Here is a 17,963-nt window from a genome sequence, read left to right on the forward strand (position 1 = left end):
CGGTGCCGGTGTCCGTCGACCGATGGGGGAGACCACCCGACATGTCGAACCAAGCCACACCCCGCCAGTCCCGATCGGGCCCGCTCGGCCTGCTCAACGGTCCCTACCACCGGATGGCGCTGAACCTGTACATGCTCGTGGTGCTGGCACACTGGGCCGAGCACCTCGCCCAGGCGTTCCAGATCTGGGTGCTGGGCTGGCCGGTCCCGCAGTCGCGCGGGGTGCTGGGGATGGCCGTGCCGTGGCTGGTCACCTCCGAGTGGCTGCACTACGGGTACGCCATCGTGATGCTCATCGGGCTGGCGCTGCTGCGTCCCGGCTTCGTCGGCCGGGCCCGCACCTGGTGGACGGTGGCCCTGGTGATCCAGTTCTGGCACCACATCGAGCACCTGCTGCTGCTGCTCCAGGCGCAGACCGGGAACTTCCTGTTCGACCGTCCGGCGCCGACCAGCATTCTCCAGCTGCTCGTGCCCCGGGTGGAGCTGCACCTGTTCTACAACACGATCGTCTTCCTGCCGATGGTGGTCGCGATGTACCTGCACCTGAGACCGAACGCCGCCGAGCGGGCCACGATGGCCTGCACCTGCGCTCCCCGGCCGGTCAGGGCGCTCACGCCGGCATGACCACCGCCGGACAGGACGGCCGCCGTCGTGGCTTCTTCGGGCCACGTACGGCGGCCGTCGCCGTGGTGCTGGTGACCGTGGCGACCGCGCTGTGGCTGCGTTCGCCGGGCACGCCCGGGCCGGCCGAGACGGTCGACGCCGTGGTGGTGCCCGCGGACGGCAGCCGACTGGCCACCGGGCCGACCGAGGTGCGGCTGCGGCTGCCGGGGACGCCGGACCCGAACGAGGCGCACGTGTCGTTGACCCCGGCGCAGGGCCCGCAGGTGGCCACCGGCGCCTCCCGGCGCGACGGCACCGAGCTGGTGGTGTCCGTGCCCGCCCTGCCGCAGGGCAGCTACACGGTCGCCTACCACGTGTGGCTCACCGACGGGCGGCAGAGCACCGGGCGCAGCGTCTTCGCCGTCGGCGCCGCGCCGCTGCTGCCGCCGGCGGATGTCGCGCCCGACACCGGGCACCAGCACGTCGGCACCGACCCCCTGGACGGTCTGCTGCTGGTGCTGGACCTGGGGCTGCTGATCGCGCTGTCGGTGATCCTGCTGCGCCGGCCCCGGGTCGCCTCCGACCCGGAGGAGCCGCCGGAACACTGACCCGTCCGGACGCGTCCGGCAGCACCGGCCCGTCCCGCCGGCCGGTTCCGTCCCGATCTCCCGGGGCGGGGCCGGCCGGCTCCGTCCGGTGGGTCATCCTTTCCGTCGCCCGTCGCCCGGGCCGGCACCGCCCGGTGGTCCTGCGGGCCGCCCGACCGACCCGGTCGGGCGGCGGGCACGGCGGACGGCGGCGTATCCCACCCGCTGGTGGGATACGCCGCCGTCCGCCGTCTGGTGTGGGCCGGGGTCAGGCCGCCTCGACCCGGTAGCCGACCTGGTCGAGCGCCATCCGGCGGATGTCGAGCAGCGCGAGCAGCACCGGCGGGTCGATGGAGCGGGCCGGCTTGAGGTGCATCTCGATCGGGGGGACCGCCTGGTCGCGGCGGACGATGATCGGCCCGTGCGAGCCGACGAAGATGTGGTCGGGGTCCAGGTCGTGGGCGTCGGTCGGTGAACCGTCGGGGCGTACCGACTGAACGAGCAGGTACCAGTGGCCCTCCGGCACCGTCTCCAGCTCGAACGCGCCGGCGCCGTTGAGCACCGCGCACCGGACGGGACGCCCCTCCGGCAGCGGGTCGGGGAAGAGCCCGACGAAGACGAAACCGAGATCCTCCTGGTCGGGGCCGGCCACGGTGCCCTGGATGGTCGAGGTGCGCCCCCCCGAGGCACCCCGGGTCTCGTCCTGCGGAATGCGCGTGCTGAACCCCCGGTAGCGCCGGTAGGCGGTGGGGGACATGCCGACGCTGCGGGTGAACCGTGAGCTGAACGTGCCGACGCTGTTGTAGCCGACGCGGAGGCTGATGTCGGCGACGTTCAGGGTGGTGGAGACGAGCAGGTGCTTGGCCTCCTGGAGGCGGATGGCGGACAGGAAGCGACCGGGCGAGACGCCGGTGACCCGGCGGAAGATCCTTGAGAAGTGGAACTTGCTGAACATCGCGGCGCGGGCCATGTCGTCGATGGTGATCGGCTCGGCGATGTTGTCCCGCATCGTGACGATGGCTCGCTCCACCGCCCGTTCAATGACGTCTTCCACGGTCTCCCCCAGGGTGCTCGATTCGTCGGCCGTTGGCATCCCCCGGGCACGGCTGTGGCGACTGCGTGCGTACGGTGTCTATGCCGGCTGATTGATGGAGCCTTTAGTCTCGATCAATGCATAAACGCGGATGCGGCCGTCGAAATTGCCTCTGGCCGTTGTGGCCGAGTCGATGCTAGCGCGACCAAAGATAGGCGGCAATGAGCCGTGGGGCCGGCGACATGGATAGTCGTGCTATCGATCCCGCCTGTATTTGCCAGCGGAGATCCTCGCTATCCGTCGGGTGGCCCTCGGCCTCATCGGTGCAGCGTGCGGCCATTTTTCGGGCCAGGTGACGGTTAGTGACCGGGGTGGTGCGCGGGGATTCGTCCGATCTGGTGGGTGGGCCGGGCGTGCCCGACTCTGCGGGGAAGAAAGCCGGCAAAGGTTATTAAGCGGTAGCTATCACCACGGTCCCTGCCCGGATGAGTGAGGGTTCAGGAGAGCAAAGTCAGAGAACTTTGACGCATCGCGACCGCTGCCGGACGCGCTGTGACGGTGTGATCAATGTGTCGGCGGCCGCCCCGAGGTGGGGGGAGAGCAAGCTATGAGAAGACTCCATTCGGCTTCTGGCTGACGATGTTCGTGGCCCCTGAAAGGGCTGCAGTCATCTGATCGGTGGCTTATCAGTTGGTTATTCGCCCCGCCGCGGAGGGTGGTAATCATCAGTATCTCCGCCCCGTTCGGTGGCACTTCCGAGTGACCAGTCAACGGGCCAACGACGCGCCCACGAAAACGTAGGGGGACTGTTGCCGTCTCAATCTGCCGGCTTCCTTCGCCGCGCAACTCCCGCAGCCTTTGTGCTCGTTCTGCTGAGCATTCTCTTCGTCGTGGCACAGCGCCCGGAGGCGTCCGCGGCCGAGCGGTCGGAGCTGGCCGCACGGTTCCAGTTCGCCGAACGGCCCATCGCGCTGCCACCCGCCCCCGTCGCCCGTGAGGTCCGCGAGGTCAACCCGGAGTACGAGCACATCAAGTCCTGGGTCTCCTCCGTCGGCGCGGCGATCGCCCTCAACGACCTGGACGGCAACGGCGTGGCCGACGACCTGTGCCTCGTCGACACCCGCAGCGACACCGCCGTGGTGACCCCGGCGCCCGACAGCGGTGCCCGCTACCAGCCGTTCGTCCTCGATCCCCGGCCGCTGCCCACCGACACCACCATGGCGCCGATGGGCTGCGTCCCCGGCGACTACAACCTCGACGGCCGCACCGACCTGCTGGTCTACTACTGGGGCCGGACCCCGGTGCTGTTCCTGCACCGGGCCAGCGCCACCGACCTGCGGCTGGGCAGCTACGCGCCGACCGAGCTGATTCCCACCCAACCCGGTCCGGGCAACCGCTACCAGGGCGCGCTGTGGAACACCAACGCGGTGGCGGTCGCCGACTTCGACGGCGACGGCCGCCCGGACATCGGCGTGTTCAACTACTTCCCCGACACCCAGGTGCTCGACCCGGACGGGCAGCCGAACGTCCAGATGAACGCGTCCATGTCGCACGCGCGCAACTCCGGTGGGGCGCACGTGCTGCGGTGGGACGCGGCCACCGGCGGTGACCAGCCCTCGATCCGGTACGTCGAGCAGAAGGCGGTCCCGGGTCGGGTCTCCACCGGCTGGACCCTCGGTGCGGCCTCCGCCGACATCGACGGCGACCTGCTGCCCGAGCTGTACCTGGCCAACGACTTCGGCCACGACCACCTGCTGCACAACGTCTCGACCCCGGGCCGGATCAGGTTCGCCGAGGCGCAGGGCCGCCGGGGCGCGTTCACCCCGAAGTCGATGGTGCTCGGCAACGACTCGTTCAAGGGCATGTCGATCGACTTCGGTGACCTCGACAACCGGGGCGTGTTCGACATGTTCGTCAGCAACATCACCAGCTCCTGGGGCCTGGAGGAGAGCAACTTCGTCTGGATGAACAACACCGGCACCCCGCAGGAGGCGCGCGCCAAGCTGACCCGTGGCGTGGCCCCGTACGACAACAAGGCGTCGTCGTTGAACATGGCCTGGACCGGCTGGGGCTGGGACGCCAAGATGGCCGACTTCGACAACAACGGCTCGTTGGAGGTCGTGCAGGCCGACGGGTTCATCAAGGGCACCACCAGCCGGTGGGCCTGGCTCCAGGAGCTGGCGATGTCCAACGACCTGATGCTGCGCAACCCGGCGATGTGGCCGAAGGCGGAGCCGGGCGACGACATCGCCGGTAACGACAAACTGGCGTTCTGGGTGCGGCAGGGCAAGACGTTCGTCAACCTCAACACCGAACTCGGCCTCGACGTGCCCATCCCGACCCGGGGTGTCGCGGTGGCCGACACCAACGCCGACGGCATGCAGGACTTCGCCGTCGCCCGGCAGTGGGGACCGCCGGCCTTCTACCGCAACACCGCCTCGTCCCCCGGCGGCTTCCTCGGGCTGCGCCTGCACCGGCCGACGGTGGGCGGCGCGGCGGACGCCCGGACGCCGGCCTACGGCGCCCAGGTCAAGATCCGTACCGCCGACGGGCTCACCCAGGTCGCCCAGCTCGACGGCGGCGGCGGCCACTCCGGCAAGCGCAGCTTCGACGTCTTCTTCGGGCTGGGCTCCGCCGGGGACCGCCCGGTCTCGGCCGAGGTGTGCTGGCGTGACCTGACCGGCGCGACCCACAAACAGACCCTCTCGCTCACCTCCGGTTGGCACGACCTGATGCTGACCACCGACGCCCAGGAGATCACCCGATGACCGACGTCAGACAGGAAGACGCGACCGACGCCGCGGTGCGTACGGTCCCGGGCGGGGTCCGGCCCGTCGACCCGGCGGCCCCGCCCACGGCCCGACCGGCGGTGCCCCGGGTGGACGCGAAGGACCCGCGCTACCTGGCGCTGCGCAACTTCGCGATGTCGATGTCGATCTTCAACATCATCGGTTACACGCTGCTCGGGTTCGAGCAGCCGTGGACCTGGCCGTTCTTCGCCCTGCTGGTGGGCTACACCGCCGAGATCGGCATCGAGATGGTGTCGGCGTGGGCCGGCAAGCGGCGACCCGCGTTCGCCGGCAACGGGGTCTGGGGGATGTACACCTTCCTGCTGCCCACCCACATCACCGCGCTGGCGGCGAACATGCTCCTCTACGCCAACGACCGGTTCTGGCCGGTGGCGTTCGCCGTGGTCGTCGCGATCGGGGCCAAGACCGCCCTGCGGGCGCCGGTCAACGGCCGGATGCGGCACTTCATGAACCCCTCGAACTTCGGGATCACGGTGACGCTGTTGGCCTTCTCCTGGGTCAACATCGCGCCGCCCTACCAGTTCACCGAGAACGTGCCGGACGCGATCAGCATCATGGTGCCGCTGGTCATCATCACCGCCGGCACGGTGCTCAACGCCATGCTCACCCGCAAGGTGCTGCTGATCGTCGGCTGGCTCGGCGGGTTCGTCATCCAGGCGGTGGTCCGGGCGTTGGTGCTGGACGTGGCGATCTGGGCGGCGTTGGTGCCGATGACCGGGGTGGCGTTCGTCCTGTTCACCAACTACATGATCACCGACCCGGGCACGACGCCGTCCCGGGGCCGCAACCAGTTCATGTTCGGCTCCGCCGTGGCCGCCGTCTACGGGGTGCTGGTCGCGTTCAACGTGGTCTACACCCTGTTCTTCGCGGTCACCATCGTCTGTGCCGTCCGCGGCCTGATGTGGTGGGGCATCTGGTGGCGCGACCGCAGCCGTGAGCGTCGTCGGGGGTCGGTGCCGGTCAGTCCGGCGGCACCGGCAATGGCTCGCTGATCCGGTCCGCGACCACGTGGGGCCGTCCCGTCGGGGGCGGCCCCACGTCCGTGTCCGACGGGGTGTCGTGGACCGCCCCGGCCCCGGCCGGCCTCCGGCGCGCCGGCACCGGGCCCGGCGTCGTCGCCGGTCAGCCGGTGCGCAGCAGCGACGGCAGGCCGGCGGCGTGCACCACGGGCGGATCGAAGGTGCGCATGGGGCGCAGGGTGAGGTCGGCCCGGACCGACCGGGAGGGGACACCGACCGTCACCGGGCCGTGGTGCCCGACCAGCAGCGGGCGGGTGCCGGTGGCCGACCGGCGGCGGTGCACCGCGTGGGCCAGGACGAACCAGGTGCCCGGCGGCACCGGCCCCAGCAGGTACGGCCCGGGGCCGGGCAGCACCGTGGAGCTGACCGGTCTGCCCTGCTGGATGCGTTCCGGGAACAGCCCCACGAAGATCCAGTCGGGCGTCTCGCCGGGAAGCGCCCGGATCTGCCCGCGCACCGTCGGCCCGGTGGTGTCGGCCGGGTCGGGCCTGATCGGGCAGGGCGGCCGGTGCGGGTCCTCCCGCCCGGGGCTGCGGCCGAGCCGGCGGAAGGTGGAGGGGGAGAGGCCGACGCTACTGCTGAACCGGGCGCTGAACGTGCCGACACTGGTATAGCCGACGTGGTGACTGATGTCGGTGACGCTCCACGAGGTGGCCAGCAACAGGTGCTTGGCGCGTTGGAATCGGATGGCCGAGAGAAAGCGTCCCGGTGACACTCCGGTCACCCTGTGGAACACCCGGCAGAAGTGGTACTTGCTCAGCAGGGCGGTTCGCGCCATTTCGTCCACGCTGAATTGCTTCCCCAGATTCTGGTGCATTTCGGCGATGACCCGCCGGACCGCCCTGCTGCTGTGGTCTTCCATCGTGCCCCCGGCGAGCGTAATGGTGGGTGCTGGTCTCCTACGACGTGAATCGCCTGTCTGAGCTGCGACGATGCAGCGTCGTTCCGGCTCCGCGACGTCCCCCGGGGCGGCACCGGCAACTGGTGGTTTGATGGCAGGAAAAGGTCTTTGTCGGTTTTGTCGAATCAGCTGACCTCAATGCTAGGGCACCCTCAATGCATGGTCAACGGCGCGCATTCCGAATGGCGCTAACAGATGCCTTTTCCGGATGCGTACCCCTCGTCTAACCGGTGATGATTGCGGCCATGGCCCGATGCGCCCGGGTCGGGGATTGATGTCGGAAAAGCGATGCCCGGCGGTTCACCCGTCGCCGGACGTCGATTCGACCGTTGACCTGGGCAACGAGGAAGGTGCGCCCGGCCCGCCGCCGGGGTCACGATGGGAGACGTCCCGGAATGGGGAACACGATGACCGACGACGCCGACGACGACGAGGCCCGCCCCGGGCCCGGTCGCCCCTGTACCACCCGGCCGGCCGGCGCTGACCGGCCGCCCTCCGCCCTGGACGCCTGGGGGCGGGCGAACCGGCGCGGGCAGTGCGACTGGTCCGAGCCGGACACCGAGCCGCACCTCATCCGCGGCCTCGACTGAACCGGCCCGACCGGCGCGGCGGCGTCGACGGCCGGAGGAGGGAAGGACCCGTGAAGGGAATCGTCCTGGCGGGAGGGTCGGGCACCCGGCTGTACCCGATGACCGTGCCGGTGTCCAAGCAGCTCCTGCCCGTCGGCGACAAACCCATGATCTACTACCCGTTGTCGGTGCTCATGCTGGCCGGCATCCGTGACATCCTGGTCATCGCCAAGCCGGCCGACCTGCCGCAGTTCCGGCTGCTGCTCGGCGACGGCTCCCGGCTCGGCCTGGCCGTCTCCTACGCCGCGCAACCCGAGCCGCGCGGCATCGCCGAGGCGTTCCTGATCGGCGCGGACCACGTCGGCGGCCATCCCAGCGCGCTGATCCTGGGCGACAACATCTTCCACGGCACCGCGTTCTCCCGGCTGCTGCGCGAGGAAACCGCCGCGGTCAGCGGCTGCACCCTGTTCGGCTACCCGGTCCACGACCCGCAGCGCTACGGCGTCGGCGTCACCGGCCCCGACGGCACCCTGCTCGACATCCAGGAGAAGCCGTCCCAGCCGCACTCCAACCGCGCCATCACCGGCCTCTACCTCTACGACCACGAGGTCGTCGACATCGTCAAGAACATCCGGCCGTCCCGCCGGGGCGAACTGGAGATCACCGACGTCAACCGGGTGTACGTCGACCGGGGCCGGGCCCGCCTGGTCGACCTCGGGCGCGGGTTCGCCTGGCTGGACGCCGGCACCCCGGAGTCGCTGCTCCAGGCCAGCGTCTACGTGCAGACCATGCAGGAGCGGCAGGGCGTCCGGATCGCCTGCCTGGAGGAGACGGCGCTGCGGATGGGCTACATCGACGCGGCGGCCTGCCACCGGCTCGGCGCCGCGATGGCCGGCTCCGACTACGGCCGCTACGTGATGGACATCGCCGAGGAGTTCGGCGCCTGACCCGCCAGCCGCCGGCCCACCAGCCGCCTGACCCGCGCGGTGCCGGCCCGCGACGTGCCGGCCCGCGCGGCCCGACCGCTCCGCCGCAGGTCCGCCGCGAGACGCCGTCAGCCGGTAGCCATCGGCAGCCGGACGACGAACCGGCAGCCCTCGGCGACGTTGTGCACGTCCACCCGGCCGCCGTGCGCCTCGACCAGCCCGCGCACGATGGCCAGCCCCAACCCGCCGGACCCGGCCAGCGCCCCGTTGCCCGCGTGCGGGGTGCGCGCCGGCTCGCCCCGGAACGCCACGTCGAACAGCCGGGGCAGGTCGGCCTCCGGGATGCCGCCGCAGGTGTCGGCGACGGCCAGCCAGGCGACGTCGCCGTCCCGCCCGGCGTTGACCCGTACCGTGCCGTCGGCCGGCGTGTACCGCACCGCGTTGAGCAGCAGGTTGCCCACCACCCGGCTCAACTCGCGCTCGCTGGCGGCCACCGTCGGCCAGCCCGAGGCGGCGGAGACCAGCCGGATGCGGCGGGCGGCGGCCAGCGGCGCGGTGCCGGCCAGCGCGTCGGAGACCACGTCACCCAGCGGCACCGCCGACAGCGACAGCCGCAGCGCCCCGGCGTTGATCCGGGACAGTTCGAACAGGTCGTCGACCAGCCGGGTCATCCGGTCGGTCTCCACCCGGATGCGGCGGTGGTACTCGTCGACCGTGTCCGGGTCGGCGACCACCCGGTCCTCCAGCGCCTCCGCCATCGCCCGCAGCCCGGCCAGCGGGGTCCGCAGGTCGTGCGAGACCCAGGCGACCAGGTCCCGCCGCCCCTTCTCGATCCGCCGTTCCCGGGCCCGCGCCTGGTCGGCCCAGACCGCCGCCGAGGCGAGCCGCCGGGCGAACAGCCAGCCGACCGCGAGGCTGACCAGGGCCGCCGCCGAGACGGTGATCAACACCACCTCCAGGTCGTGCGGGGAGAGGAACATCGCCTCGGCGATCACCGCCACCCCGGCCACCACCGCGCCCACCGTCATCGCCAGCAGCACCGTGACGTGCACGGTGATGGACCGGCCGCGCAGCAGCCGCAGCACCCCGGCACCGAGCAGCCCCACCCCGCCCGCCGCGGCCAACGCCGCCCCGAAGATCAGCGCCAGGTCAGTCATCGACCGGCTCGTACCGGTAGCCGACACCCCAGACCGTGACGATGCGGCGCGGGTTGGCCGGGTCGTCCTCAATCTTCTCCCGCAGCCGGCGCACGTGCACGGTCACCGTGGACTGGTCGCCGAACCGCCAACCCCAGACCCGTTCCAGCAGCTCGGCCCGGGACAGCGCCCGGGTGGGATGCTGCATGAGGTGGGCGAGCAGGTCGAACTCGCGCAGGGTCAGGGCCAGCTCCCGCCCGTGCAGCCGGGCCACCCGGGGGCCGGTCGACACGGTCAACCCGCCGTCGTCGAGCACCCGCGCCGCCGCCGTGACCGGCTCACCGCCGGCCCGGCGCAGCACCGAACGGACCCGCAGCACCAGCTCCCGGGGGGAGAACGGCTTGCTCAGGTAGTCGTCCGCGCCCAGTTGCAGGCCGAGGATCCGGTCCGCCTCGTCACCCCGGGCGGTCAACATCACGATGGGTACGCCGTCCGGCCGCTGCCGCAGCCGCCGGCACACCTCCAACCCGTCGAGCACCGGCAGCATCACGTCCAGGACCACCAGCTGCGGCGGCGCGGCGGCCACGGCGGCCAGCGCGGCGGCCCCGTCCCCGACGTGGTCCACCTGGTAGCCGGCGTGCTCCAGATAGCGGCACACCACGTCGCTGACCGTCCGGTCGTCGTCGACCACCAGCACCCGCTGCGCCACCGGCACCTCCCTGTCGTGCCGGTCAGCGTAGCCCCGCGCACCCCGCCGCGACCCGCCGGAAACCTTGCCAGAGGCTTACGGCCGGCGCGGCTCAGGCCGCCCGGCGGTCCCGGGCCTGCGCACCGTACGGCTGCGCCGCCACCGGGCGGGCCTCGTCGAGGTCGTCGAGCCGCAACCGCCACCGGGACCGGCCGGTGCGCCGCCCCTGCGGCGGGTCGGCCGGACGCGGACCGAGCCGGTACAACAGCACCGTGATCAGGTAGCCACCGACCAGGAACCCGTGACTGACCAGCCGGGGCACCGCCACCTGCGCGGTGACCAGGTCGTTGACCGACAGCAGGACCAGGGTGGCGACGAAGGCGCTGAGCATCGGCAGCAACCCGGCCGGCGGGGTACGCCGCAGCGCGACGAAGAGGAAACCGGCGCCCACCGCCACGTTCCACGCCGCCGACTCGTGCCACAGGTGCTGCCCCGCCGGGTGCAGGTGCTCGGCGTTGACACCCTGACCCACCTGGGCCAACCCGAGGGCGAGCTGGACCGCGCCGAGCAGGCCCAGCGCCACCCGCAACCCGGTGACCAGCCCACCGGGCCACCGCACGACACGCCGGGGGGCCGGTGGCGGCACGGCGGCGAGGATCGCCCCGGCCAGGTCGGGTGCCGCCGCCGTCACCACCCGGGTCCGGGCCCGTCGGGTCACCATCGCGGCGACCTCGTGCCAGGCGCGGCAGTCCGCGCAGCCGTCGAGGTGCGCCTGCACCGCCACCCGCTCCTCGCCGGTCTCCTCCCCGTCGAGCTGGGCCGACAGGATCTCCCGCCACGATGCGCACCGCATCCGGCGATTGTCGCTCATGCCGGCACCCCGTCGGCGCAGCGCTCCGACAGGGCGTACCGCATCAGCACCACGTCGCCGATCTGGCGTACCTCGGCGAGCCGGGCCCGCCGGCCGGGATGCCACGGGAACGCGCCGTCACCGACGAACCGGGGCGCCCGCCGGTCGCCGACGAAGAACGGGGCGACCACCAGGTGCAGCTCGTCGGCGAGGCCGGCGGTGAGGAACTGGGCGTGCACCGACGCGCCGCCCTCCACCATCAACCGCTGCACCCCCCGGCCGGCCAGGTCCGCCAGCACCCGGGCCGGGTCCAACGGGTCACCCGCGTCGACCACGGTGGCCAGCCCGGCCAGCAGCTCGGTGGCCCTGTCCACCGCCGGCCCGGCGCAGTAGACCACCTTCTCGGCGTCCCCGACGGTGAAGAACCGGGCCTGCGGGTCCAGCAGCCCCCGGGCGGTCATCGTCACCTTCACCGGCGACGGCGGCAACCCGGCGGCCTGCCGGGCGGCCCGCAGCCGCGCCGAACGGACCACCAGCCGGGGGTCGTCGGCCCGGATCGTGCCCGCGCCGACCAGGATCGCGTCACAACCGGCCCGGACGGCGTCGATGCGCTCCATGTCCTCGGCGTTGGACAGCAGCAGCCGCTCCTGCGTGGCGTCGTCGATGTAGCCGTCGATCGACGTGGCGCAGCTCAGCAGCACGTACGGCCGTCCGGTCGACGCCGGCACGGCGGTGGCCGTCGTCCCGGCCGGTACGACACCCATCTCAGTTCAACGACGGCAGGTCGACGGCCCGGGCGGCGGCCCGGCTGGCCTTCGCCGCCAGGTAGTCGGCGTTGGCGGGGGAGAGGAACACCCCGGTCGGCACCACCTCGGCCACCGCCACCCCCAACCGGGTCAACTGCTCGGCCTTGTCCGGGTTGCTGCTCAGCAGCACCAGCTCCGGCACCCCGAGCACCGTCAGCATCTGCGCGGCGGCCCGGTAGTCCCGTTCGTCCTCGTCGTGCCCGAGCGCCACGTTCGCCTCGTAGGTGTCCAACCCGGCGTCCTGCAGGGCGTACGCGTCCAGCTTCGGGTAGAGGCCGATGCCGCGTCCCTCCTGCCGCAGGTAGAGCAGGAAACCACCGGCGTCGGAGATCCGCTGCACCGCCTCGCGCAGTTGCGGGCCGCAGTCGCAGCGCTGACTGCCGAAGACGTCCCCGGTCAGGCACTCGCTGTGCGGACGGACCAGCGGCGCCGCCCCGCCCGCCGCGTGCCGGCGCAGCGCGCCCGCCCAGTCGCCCAACCCGAACGCCAGGTGCTCCCGCCCGTCCACCAGCCCGTCGAAGGAGAAGACCCGGGCCGTGGTGGCGTACCCGTCGGGGAACCGCAGCGGGACCGTGACCTGTGTCCGGACCGTCGCGGCCGGCAGTGCGTCGTACATGTGTCTCCTCTGTCAGGCGCTGCCGGCCAGCCCGGCAGCGGGTACCGGTGAGGAACCACCCTGGCTTCCCACCGTACGGTCACCCGGTCGTCCGCGCAGCGCGGACGGGCGACCCCGCAGCACCAGCACGGCGGCGCCCGGCAGGGCCGCCACCAGCACCAGCGCCCCGTACACCAGGGCGGTCGCCACCCCCTCGGCGGCACCCAGGCCGGCTGCCCCGAACGCCCAGGCGGCGACGCCCTCGCGCGGACCGAAACCCGCCATGTTGGCGGGCAGGCCCATCGCCAACAATGCCAGCAGGGTCAGCGGCACCAGCACCGCCAGCGGCGCGGTGACCCCGGCCACCCGGGCCGCGAGCACGAACGTCGCCAGGTGGCAGCCGACCACCACCGTCGAGGTCAGCAGCACCCCCGGCCCCGTTCGCCGGCCCAGCAGCCCGGCCCGCACGTCTTCGACGGCGGCGCGCACCGCGCGGGCCTGCCGCGACGGCCCCGACCGGGGCAGCGCCCGCACCAGCACCACCAGCGCCAGGCCGACCGCCACCGCCACCGCCGTCACCGTCGGCAGGTACGGCCGCACCGGCGAGGGCAGTGCCAGCAGCAGCGCCACCGCCAGCACCACCTGGACCAGCTGCCCGGCGGTCCGCTCCCAGACCACCGCGCGGACGGCCCGGCCCAGGTCACCGGCCTCTCGGCCGTGCCGCACCGCCCGGTGCACGTCCCCGAGCACCCCGCCGGGCAGCGTCGCGTTGAGGAACACCGCCCGGTAGCAGTCGGCCACCGCCGCGCCCAGCGGCAGGCGGACGCCGAGCGCCTCGGCGACCAGCCGCCACCGCCACGCGCAGCCGACCGCGGCCAGCGCGCCCAGGGCCAGCGCGCCCAGCACCGTCGGGGCGTCGATCCGGCGTAGCCCGGCCAGGGCCGGACCGGTGCCCAGCCACCACAGCAGCGCGCCGACCAGGGCCACCCCGCCCAGGTTGCTCACCCAGGCCCAGGCCGTACGGGCGCGGGCGGGTGACGTGCCGGTGGCGTCGGATGACACGCGGTTCCTCCTCCGGAGATCCTGTCCCTTCTCACGTAGCGGCCGGCGAACCGGTTCATTCCACCCCGGCGAGCAGGTCGTCGTGGCCGACAGTGACGGTGAGCCGACCGGCCGCCGCCTCGGCCCGCCGCCACCGGGCGTACCCGGCCGTCCGGTCGGCCAGGTCGGGGCGCTGCTCGACGGCCGCCTCCAGCCAGCCGTCGAACCACTCCACGATCAGTTCCGCCCGCTGCGGCCCCAGCCGCCACGGGGTCTCCCGCACGGTCACCGGCATCCCGTGCCGGGCGAACTGGGCGACGGCCACCCCGGCGGCGTCCGGGCCGAGCAGGGCCCGGCCGTCGACGGTACGCCGCTGGTGGGCGTCGAAGGCGGCGGCGATCTCGGCGTCCAGCGGGTCGGCGGGGTCGAACCGCACCCGACCGACCACCGAGAGCACGAACAGGCTCGGGCAGCCGACGCCCGCGCAGGCGGCCACGATCCGGGTGATCTCGTCGGCGGTGAGCATGTCCAGCAGCGCCGACGCGGTGACCAGGTCCGCGTCGGCCAGGTCGGCGGGGGTCAGCCGGGTGATGTCGCCCTGCCGGGTGAGCACCCGCACCGGGCTGCCGTCGGCGGCCACCGGCACCGCCGCGCCGGCCCGGTCGAGCAGCCCCGGGTCCCGGTCGTGCAGCACCCAGCGCTGCGGGCCGGGCAGCAGCGGGGCCAGCCAGCGCAGCATCGACCCGGTGCCGCTGCCCAGGTCGTGCACCACCCACGGCCGGTCCCCGCGCAGCGACGTGACCGAGCCGACGCCGGTCACCAGCATCCCGGGCCCGCCCTCACCGGCCGGCGACAGGCCCGACGCACCGGCGTCTGCGGCCGGCCCGCCGACCCCACCGGCGTCGGCGGCCGGCCCGGTGCCGGTGAGCCGGGCGCGGAGCAGGTCGACCAGGTCCCCGCTGCGGGCGTCGGCGTCGGCGGGTTCCCGCAGCCGCAGCCAGTCGGCGAACGGTTCGGTGGCGTACGCGGTCATGTCCTCACTCCGTCCAGCACCTGGGAGACGATCGTCACGGTGGCCGGCCACCCGGGCAGGTCGGCCCGCCGGCCCCGGGCCGCGTGGCGCAGCCGGTCCCGCAGGTCGGCCGAGTGCAGCCAGCGGCGCAGGGCGCCGGCCAGCGCCACCGGGTCGCCCGGCGGCACCAGCACCCCGGGCGCGGCACCGTCGCCGGCCCGGCCCAGCGCCTCCGGCACCCCGCCGACCGTGCTGCCGAGCACCGGAATCCCCCGGGCCAGGGCCTCGACCACCACCATCCCGTAGGTCTCGGCCCGCGACGGCAGGACCAGCAGATCCGCCCCCGCGTACGCCGCGTCCAACGCCGGCCCGGTCACCGGCCCGTGCCAGCGCACCCGCCCGGCCGTCCCGTCCCGCCCGGCCCGCCGCCGCAGCCCGGCCACGAAGGCCGGATCGCGGTCCAGCGCGCCCACGCAGTCCAACGTCCACGGCCGGTCGACCAGCCCGGTCAGCGCGTCGAGCAGCACGTCGTGCCCCTTGACCGGGGTGACCGCCGCGACGCAGAGCAGCATGGTGCCGGCGGCCGTGCCGGGGGCGACGTCGGCCGGGTCGACCCCCGGGGTGGCCACCGTCACCCGGGCCGGGTCGATCCGGTGCCGGGCCAGCAGCAGCTCCCGGGTCCAGCCGCTGGTGGTGACGAGCGCGTCGGCGAGCGGCAGGGCGCGCGCCTCGGCGTCGTCGCCGAGCGGCATGTGCACCAGCACCACCTGGCGCAGCCGGCCGGCCTGCGCCGCCAGCAACTCCGGCACGGTCGAGGCGACCAGCCCGTCGTAGAGCACCGGCACGCCGTCCGGCAGGGCCGCGAGCAGCCCGGCCAGCCGCGCCCGCGCCGCCCCGTCGGGGTGCGGCCAGTCCCCGGGTACGCCGTGTTCGCGCACCGTCCAGCCGGCCGCCGCCAGCCCGGCGCAGACCCGCCGGTCGTACGCGTTGCCGCCGCTGGGGGTGGCCGGGTCGTCGATGTCGCCGGGCAGGACGACGTGCACCGCCCGCACGGGCTACAACGACCGCTCGTAGCTGGCCCAGGCGATGTGCGACTCGTGCAGGGTGACCGTGATCCCGGCCAGCTCCCGGGCGCCCGCGCCCAGCCCACCGGCGTGCACCCGGTCGGCGAGCCGGTCGGCGATGGCCCGGCACAGCACCTCGGTGGTGGTGTTCTGCCCGGCGAACGCCGGCTCGTCGTCCAGGTTCCGGTACGTCAGGTCGGCCAGCACCGCCTTCAGCTCGTCGGTCGCCCGGCCGATGTCCACCACGATGCCGTCGTCGTCCAGCTCGGTGCGGCGGAAGGTGGCGTCGACGACGAAGGTCGCCCCGTGCAGCTTCTGCGCCGGCCCGAACACCTCCCCCCGGAAGCTGTGGGCGATCATGATGTGGTCCCGTACGGTCACGCTGAACACGGCGTCTCCTCGTCGTAGGTGATCAGATGGCACAGCGCGGGAAGTTCCCCCGAGGCCAGCCGGGCGAGCACGGCGGGCAGCTCCGCGAAGCGGGACCGCCCGGTCAGCAGCGCGTCGAACACCGGGTCGGCGAGCAGCTCCAGGGCCAGCGTCAGCCGGTCGGCGAAGTCCCGCCGGGACGCCCGCGCCGGGGAGACCGTGCCGACCTGGCTGCTGCGGACCGTCAACCGGCCGGCGTGGAACGCCCCGCCCAGCGACAGCTCCACCGGCCGGTCGCCGTACCAGCTCAGCTCGACCACGGTGCCCTCCGGGGCGAGCAGGTCCAGGCTGCGCTGCAATCCGGCGGCGGTGGCGCTGGCGTGCACCACCAGGTCCCGGCCCCCGGTCGCCGCCTCGGGCACGGCGAAGTCGACGCCCAGCGCCGTGGCGACCGCCGCCCGCGCCGGATCGGCGTCGACCAGCTCCACCCGCACCCCGGGGAAGCGGGCCAGCAGGGCCGCCACGCTGCACCCCACCATCCCGCCGCCGACCACGCTGACCCGGTCGCCGACCAGCGGGGCGGCGTCCCACAGCGCGTTGACCGCCGTCTCCACCGTGCCGGCGAGCACCGCGCGGGCCGCCGGCACGTCGTCCGGCACCGGGGTCACCGCCGACGCCGGCACCACGTACGCGCTCTGGTGCGGGTGCAGGCAGAACACCGTCCGGCCGCGCAGCGCCGCCGGGCCGGCCTCGACCACCCCGACGCTGAGGTAGCCGTACTTGACCGGGGCGGGGAAGTCGCCCTCCTGGAACGGGGCGCGCATCGCCGTGTACTGGCCCGGTGGCACACTGCCGGTGAAGACCAGCGTCTCGGTGCCGCGACTCACCCCGGAGTAGAGGCTGCGGACCAGCACCTCGTCGGGGCCCGGCGTGGGCAGGGTCACCGTCCTGAGCTCGCCGACGCCGGGGGAGCAGAGCCAGAAGGCCCGGGCATCGTGGATCACGCGGGTTTTCTCCTCTTCTGCCGGCGGAACCGAACGAAACGGCCGCGTCCTGCGTACCCACTGCCGAGGTCGTCGATCATAAACACGGAGGCAGGGTGTCCAGGGTTCGAACCGGTCCGGTGCTCGGCCTGACCGCACAGACCGTCCTGCTGGCCGGGCTGGCCGCGACCGTCGGGCTCGACGTCGCCGGCTGGCTGGCCGGCCTCGCGTACGGCGTGGTCACCTGCGTCGCGTTGCAGCGCGGCCTGCGCCGCCGGGGCGTCGACCGGCTCGGGCCGGCCGACCGGGTGACGCTGACCCGGGGGGTGCTGGTCGGCGGGGTGACCGCCCTGGTCGTCACCGGTTTCTCCGGCCCGGCCCCGCTGGCGGTGCTGGTGCCGATGACGGCGGTGGCGCTGGCCCTGGACGCGGTGGACGGCTGGGTGGCCCGGCGCACCGGCACGGCCAGCACGCTCGGCGCGCGCTTCGACATGGAGGTCGACGCGTTCCTCATCCTGGTGCTCAGCGTCCAGGTGACACCGGCGGTGGGGCCGTGGGTGCTCGCCATCGGTGGCCTGCGCTACGCCTTCGTCGTCGCCGGCTGGCTGCTGCCCTGGATGCGGGGGACGCTGCCGCCCCGCTTCTGGCGCAAGGTGGTCGCCGCCACCCAGGGGGTGCTGCTGCTCGTCGTCGCCGCCGACATGCTGGCCCGGCCGGTGACCGCCGTGCTGGCGGCGGTGGCGTTGGCGCTGCTGGTCGAGTCGTTCGGCCACGACGTCGGCTGGCTGTGGTGGCACCGGTCGAGCCGGCCCGCCCGGGTCACCGCGCCGACGCCCGTCGCGGCGCTGCCGGTGCCGGCCGTCGCGGCGCTGCCGTCCGTACCATCGGTGCGGCCCCGGGTGGACACGATCACCGACCGGCCGTTCGTCGCCCACCAGCCGGTCTGACCCGGCCCGCCGACCCGGCCGCGCG

Annotated in this window: 19 protein-coding genes; 7 read left to right on the forward strand and 12 right to left on the reverse strand. The window is 73.5% G+C overall.

The features are described from left to right. Positions 1–41 precede the first annotated feature (41 nt). The gene (locus FJK98_RS15675; RefSeq protein ID WP_145919681.1) at positions 42–623 is read left to right on the forward strand and encodes a hypothetical protein; all 582 of its coding nucleotides are present in this window, start codon (positions 42–44) and stop codon (positions 621–623) included. Further along, entirely contained in the window at positions 620–1,210 is a 591-nt protein-coding gene (locus FJK98_RS15680) for a copper resistance CopC family protein (protein WP_145919682.1), read from the forward strand. The genes FJK98_RS15675 and FJK98_RS15680 overlap by 4 nt, the downstream gene beginning before the upstream one ends. A 247-nt stretch (positions 1,211–1,457) precedes the next feature. Here the strand turns inward: FJK98_RS15680 and FJK98_RS15685 are convergent, their stop codons facing one another. Next, a complete protein-coding gene (locus tag FJK98_RS15685; protein WP_145919683.1) occupies positions 1,458–2,243 on the reverse strand; it encodes a helix-turn-helix domain-containing protein in 786 nt (261 codons plus the stop codon). A gap of 839 nt (positions 2,244–3,082) precedes the next feature. Between FJK98_RS15685 and FJK98_RS15690 the strand changes: the two genes are divergently transcribed. Both FJK98_RS15690 and FJK98_RS15695 read left to right on the forward strand, forming a co-directional pair. Further along, positions 3,083–4,990 (forward strand): CRTAC1 family protein, encoded by a 1,908-nt coding sequence (locus FJK98_RS15690; RefSeq protein WP_145919684.1) that lies wholly within the window; start codon positions 3,083–3,085, stop codon positions 4,988–4,990. Next, a complete protein-coding gene (locus FJK98_RS15695; protein ID WP_145919685.1) occupies positions 4,987–6,024 on the forward strand; it encodes an enediyne biosynthesis protein in 1,038 nt (345 codons plus the stop codon). Before FJK98_RS15690 ends, FJK98_RS15695 begins: the two co-directional genes overlap by 4 nt. Positions 6,025–6,154: 130 nt before the next feature. On the opposite strand, the gene FJK98_RS15700 is transcribed toward FJK98_RS15695, so the two are convergent. Further along, complete coding sequence (locus tag FJK98_RS15700) at positions 6,155–6,829, reverse strand: helix-turn-helix transcriptional regulator (RefSeq protein ID WP_240762884.1); 675 nt, start codon at positions 6,827–6,829, stop codon at positions 6,155–6,157. A gap of 530 nt (positions 6,830–7,359) precedes the next feature. On the opposite strand from FJK98_RS15700, the gene FJK98_RS15705 reads away from it, so the two are divergent. Both FJK98_RS15705 and rfbA read left to right on the forward strand, forming a co-directional pair. After that, entirely contained in the window at positions 7,360–7,542 is a 183-nt protein-coding gene (locus FJK98_RS15705; RefSeq protein WP_145919687.1) for a hypothetical protein, read from the forward strand. A gap of 50 nt (positions 7,543–7,592) precedes the next feature. Then, a complete protein-coding gene (gene rfbA, locus FJK98_RS15710) occupies positions 7,593–8,468 on the forward strand; it encodes a glucose-1-phosphate thymidylyltransferase RfbA (protein ID WP_145919688.1) in 876 nt (291 codons plus the stop codon). A gap of 107 nt (positions 8,469–8,575) precedes the next feature. Here the strand turns inward: rfbA and FJK98_RS15715 are convergent, their stop codons facing one another. The 10 genes from FJK98_RS15715 to FJK98_RS15765 form a co-directional block, all read right to left on the reverse strand. After that, entirely contained in the window at positions 8,576–9,604 is a 1,029-nt protein-coding gene (locus FJK98_RS15715; protein ID WP_145919689.1) for a sensor histidine kinase KdpD, read from the reverse strand. After that, positions 9,597–10,292 (reverse strand): response regulator transcription factor, encoded by a 696-nt coding sequence (locus FJK98_RS15720; RefSeq protein WP_145919690.1) that lies wholly within the window; start codon positions 10,290–10,292, stop codon positions 9,597–9,599. The genes FJK98_RS15715 and FJK98_RS15720 overlap by 8 nt, the downstream gene beginning before the upstream one ends. Positions 10,293–10,383: 91 nt before the next feature. Next, a complete protein-coding gene (locus tag FJK98_RS15725; RefSeq protein WP_145922787.1) occupies positions 10,384–11,124 on the reverse strand; it encodes a zf-HC2 domain-containing protein in 741 nt (246 codons plus the stop codon). Positions 11,125–11,138: 14 nt separating this feature from the next. Next, positions 11,139–11,885, reverse strand: coding sequence for a dihydrofolate reductase family protein (locus FJK98_RS15730; protein WP_145919691.1), 747 nt, complete (start codon positions 11,883–11,885; stop codon positions 11,139–11,141). Between the two features lies 1 nt (position 11,886). Continuing rightward, the gene (gene ribA, locus FJK98_RS15735; RefSeq protein ID WP_145919692.1) at positions 11,887–12,543 is read right to left on the reverse strand and encodes a GTP cyclohydrolase II; all 657 of its coding nucleotides are present in this window, start codon (positions 12,541–12,543) and stop codon (positions 11,887–11,889) included. A gap of 12 nt (positions 12,544–12,555) precedes the next feature. Then, a complete protein-coding gene (locus FJK98_RS15740) occupies positions 12,556–13,584 on the reverse strand; it encodes a lysylphosphatidylglycerol synthase domain-containing protein (protein ID WP_145919693.1) in 1,029 nt (342 codons plus the stop codon). A 55-nt stretch (positions 13,585–13,639) separates the two neighbouring features. Further along, complete coding sequence (locus tag FJK98_RS15745; protein ID WP_228543580.1) at positions 13,640–14,596, reverse strand: class I SAM-dependent methyltransferase; 957 nt, start codon at positions 14,594–14,596, stop codon at positions 13,640–13,642. After that, entirely contained in the window at positions 14,593–15,627 is a 1,035-nt protein-coding gene (locus tag FJK98_RS15755) for a glycosyltransferase family 4 protein (RefSeq protein ID WP_145919694.1), read from the reverse strand. Before FJK98_RS15755 ends, FJK98_RS15745 begins: the two co-directional genes overlap by 4 nt. A gap of 3 nt (positions 15,628–15,630) precedes the next feature. Then, the gene (locus FJK98_RS15760) at positions 15,631–16,029 is read right to left on the reverse strand and encodes a 6-carboxytetrahydropterin synthase (RefSeq protein WP_145919695.1); all 399 of its coding nucleotides are present in this window, start codon (positions 16,027–16,029) and stop codon (positions 15,631–15,633) included. Further along, a complete protein-coding gene (locus FJK98_RS15765; protein ID WP_145919696.1) occupies positions 16,017–17,012 on the reverse strand; it encodes a zinc-binding alcohol dehydrogenase in 996 nt (331 codons plus the stop codon). Before FJK98_RS15765 ends, FJK98_RS15760 begins: the two co-directional genes overlap by 13 nt. 95 nt (positions 17,013–17,107) lie before the next feature. Between FJK98_RS15765 and FJK98_RS15770 the strand changes: the two genes are divergently transcribed. Then, a complete protein-coding gene (locus tag FJK98_RS15770; RefSeq protein ID WP_145919697.1) occupies positions 17,108–17,938 on the forward strand; it encodes a CDP-alcohol phosphatidyltransferase family protein in 831 nt (276 codons plus the stop codon). Positions 17,939–17,963 lie beyond the last annotated feature (25 nt).

This window comes from Micromonospora sp. HM134 (assembly GCF_007833915.1).
GTDB classification, from domain to species: Bacteria; Actinomycetota; Actinomycetes; order Mycobacteriales; family Micromonosporaceae; genus Micromonospora; species Micromonospora wenchangensis.

What these genes read in the sequence shown, in the direction of transcription:
- FJK98_RS15675 (WP_145919681.1), top strand. Translation starts at nt 42, where the DNA reads ATGTCGAACCAAGCCACACCCCGCCAGTCCCGATCGGGCCCGCTCGGC.
- FJK98_RS15680 (WP_145919682.1), top strand. Translation starts at nt 620, where the DNA reads ATGACCACCGCCGGACAGGACGGCCGCCGTCGTGGCTTCTTCGGGCCA.
- FJK98_RS15695 (WP_145919685.1), top strand. Translation starts at nt 4,987, where the DNA reads ATGACCGACGTCAGACAGGAAGACGCGACCGACGCCGCGGTGCGTACG.
- FJK98_RS15700 (WP_240762884.1), bottom strand. Translation starts at nt 6,829, where the DNA reads ATGGCGCGAACCGCCCTGCTGAGCAAGTACCACTTCTGCCGGGTGTTC.
- FJK98_RS15705 (WP_145919687.1), top strand. Translation starts at nt 7,360, where the DNA reads ATGACCGACGACGCCGACGACGACGAGGCCCGCCCCGGGCCCGGTCGC.
- FJK98_RS15715 (WP_145919689.1), bottom strand. Translation starts at nt 9,604, where the DNA reads ATGACTGACCTGGCGCTGATCTTCGGGGCGGCGTTGGCCGCGGCGGGC.
- FJK98_RS15725 (WP_145922787.1), bottom strand. Translation starts at nt 11,124, where the DNA reads ATGCGGTGCGCATCGTGGCGGGAGATCCTGTCGGCCCAGCTCGACGGG.
- FJK98_RS15730 (WP_145919691.1), bottom strand. Translation starts at nt 11,885, where the DNA reads ATGGGTGTCGTACCGGCCGGGACGACGGCCACCGCCGTGCCGGCGTCG.
- ribA (WP_145919692.1), bottom strand. Translation starts at nt 12,543, where the DNA reads ATGTACGACGCACTGCCGGCCGCGACGGTCCGGACACAGGTCACGGTC.
- FJK98_RS15745 (WP_228543580.1), bottom strand. Translation starts at nt 14,596, where the DNA reads ATGACCGCGTACGCCACCGAACCGTTCGCCGACTGGCTGCGGCTGCGG.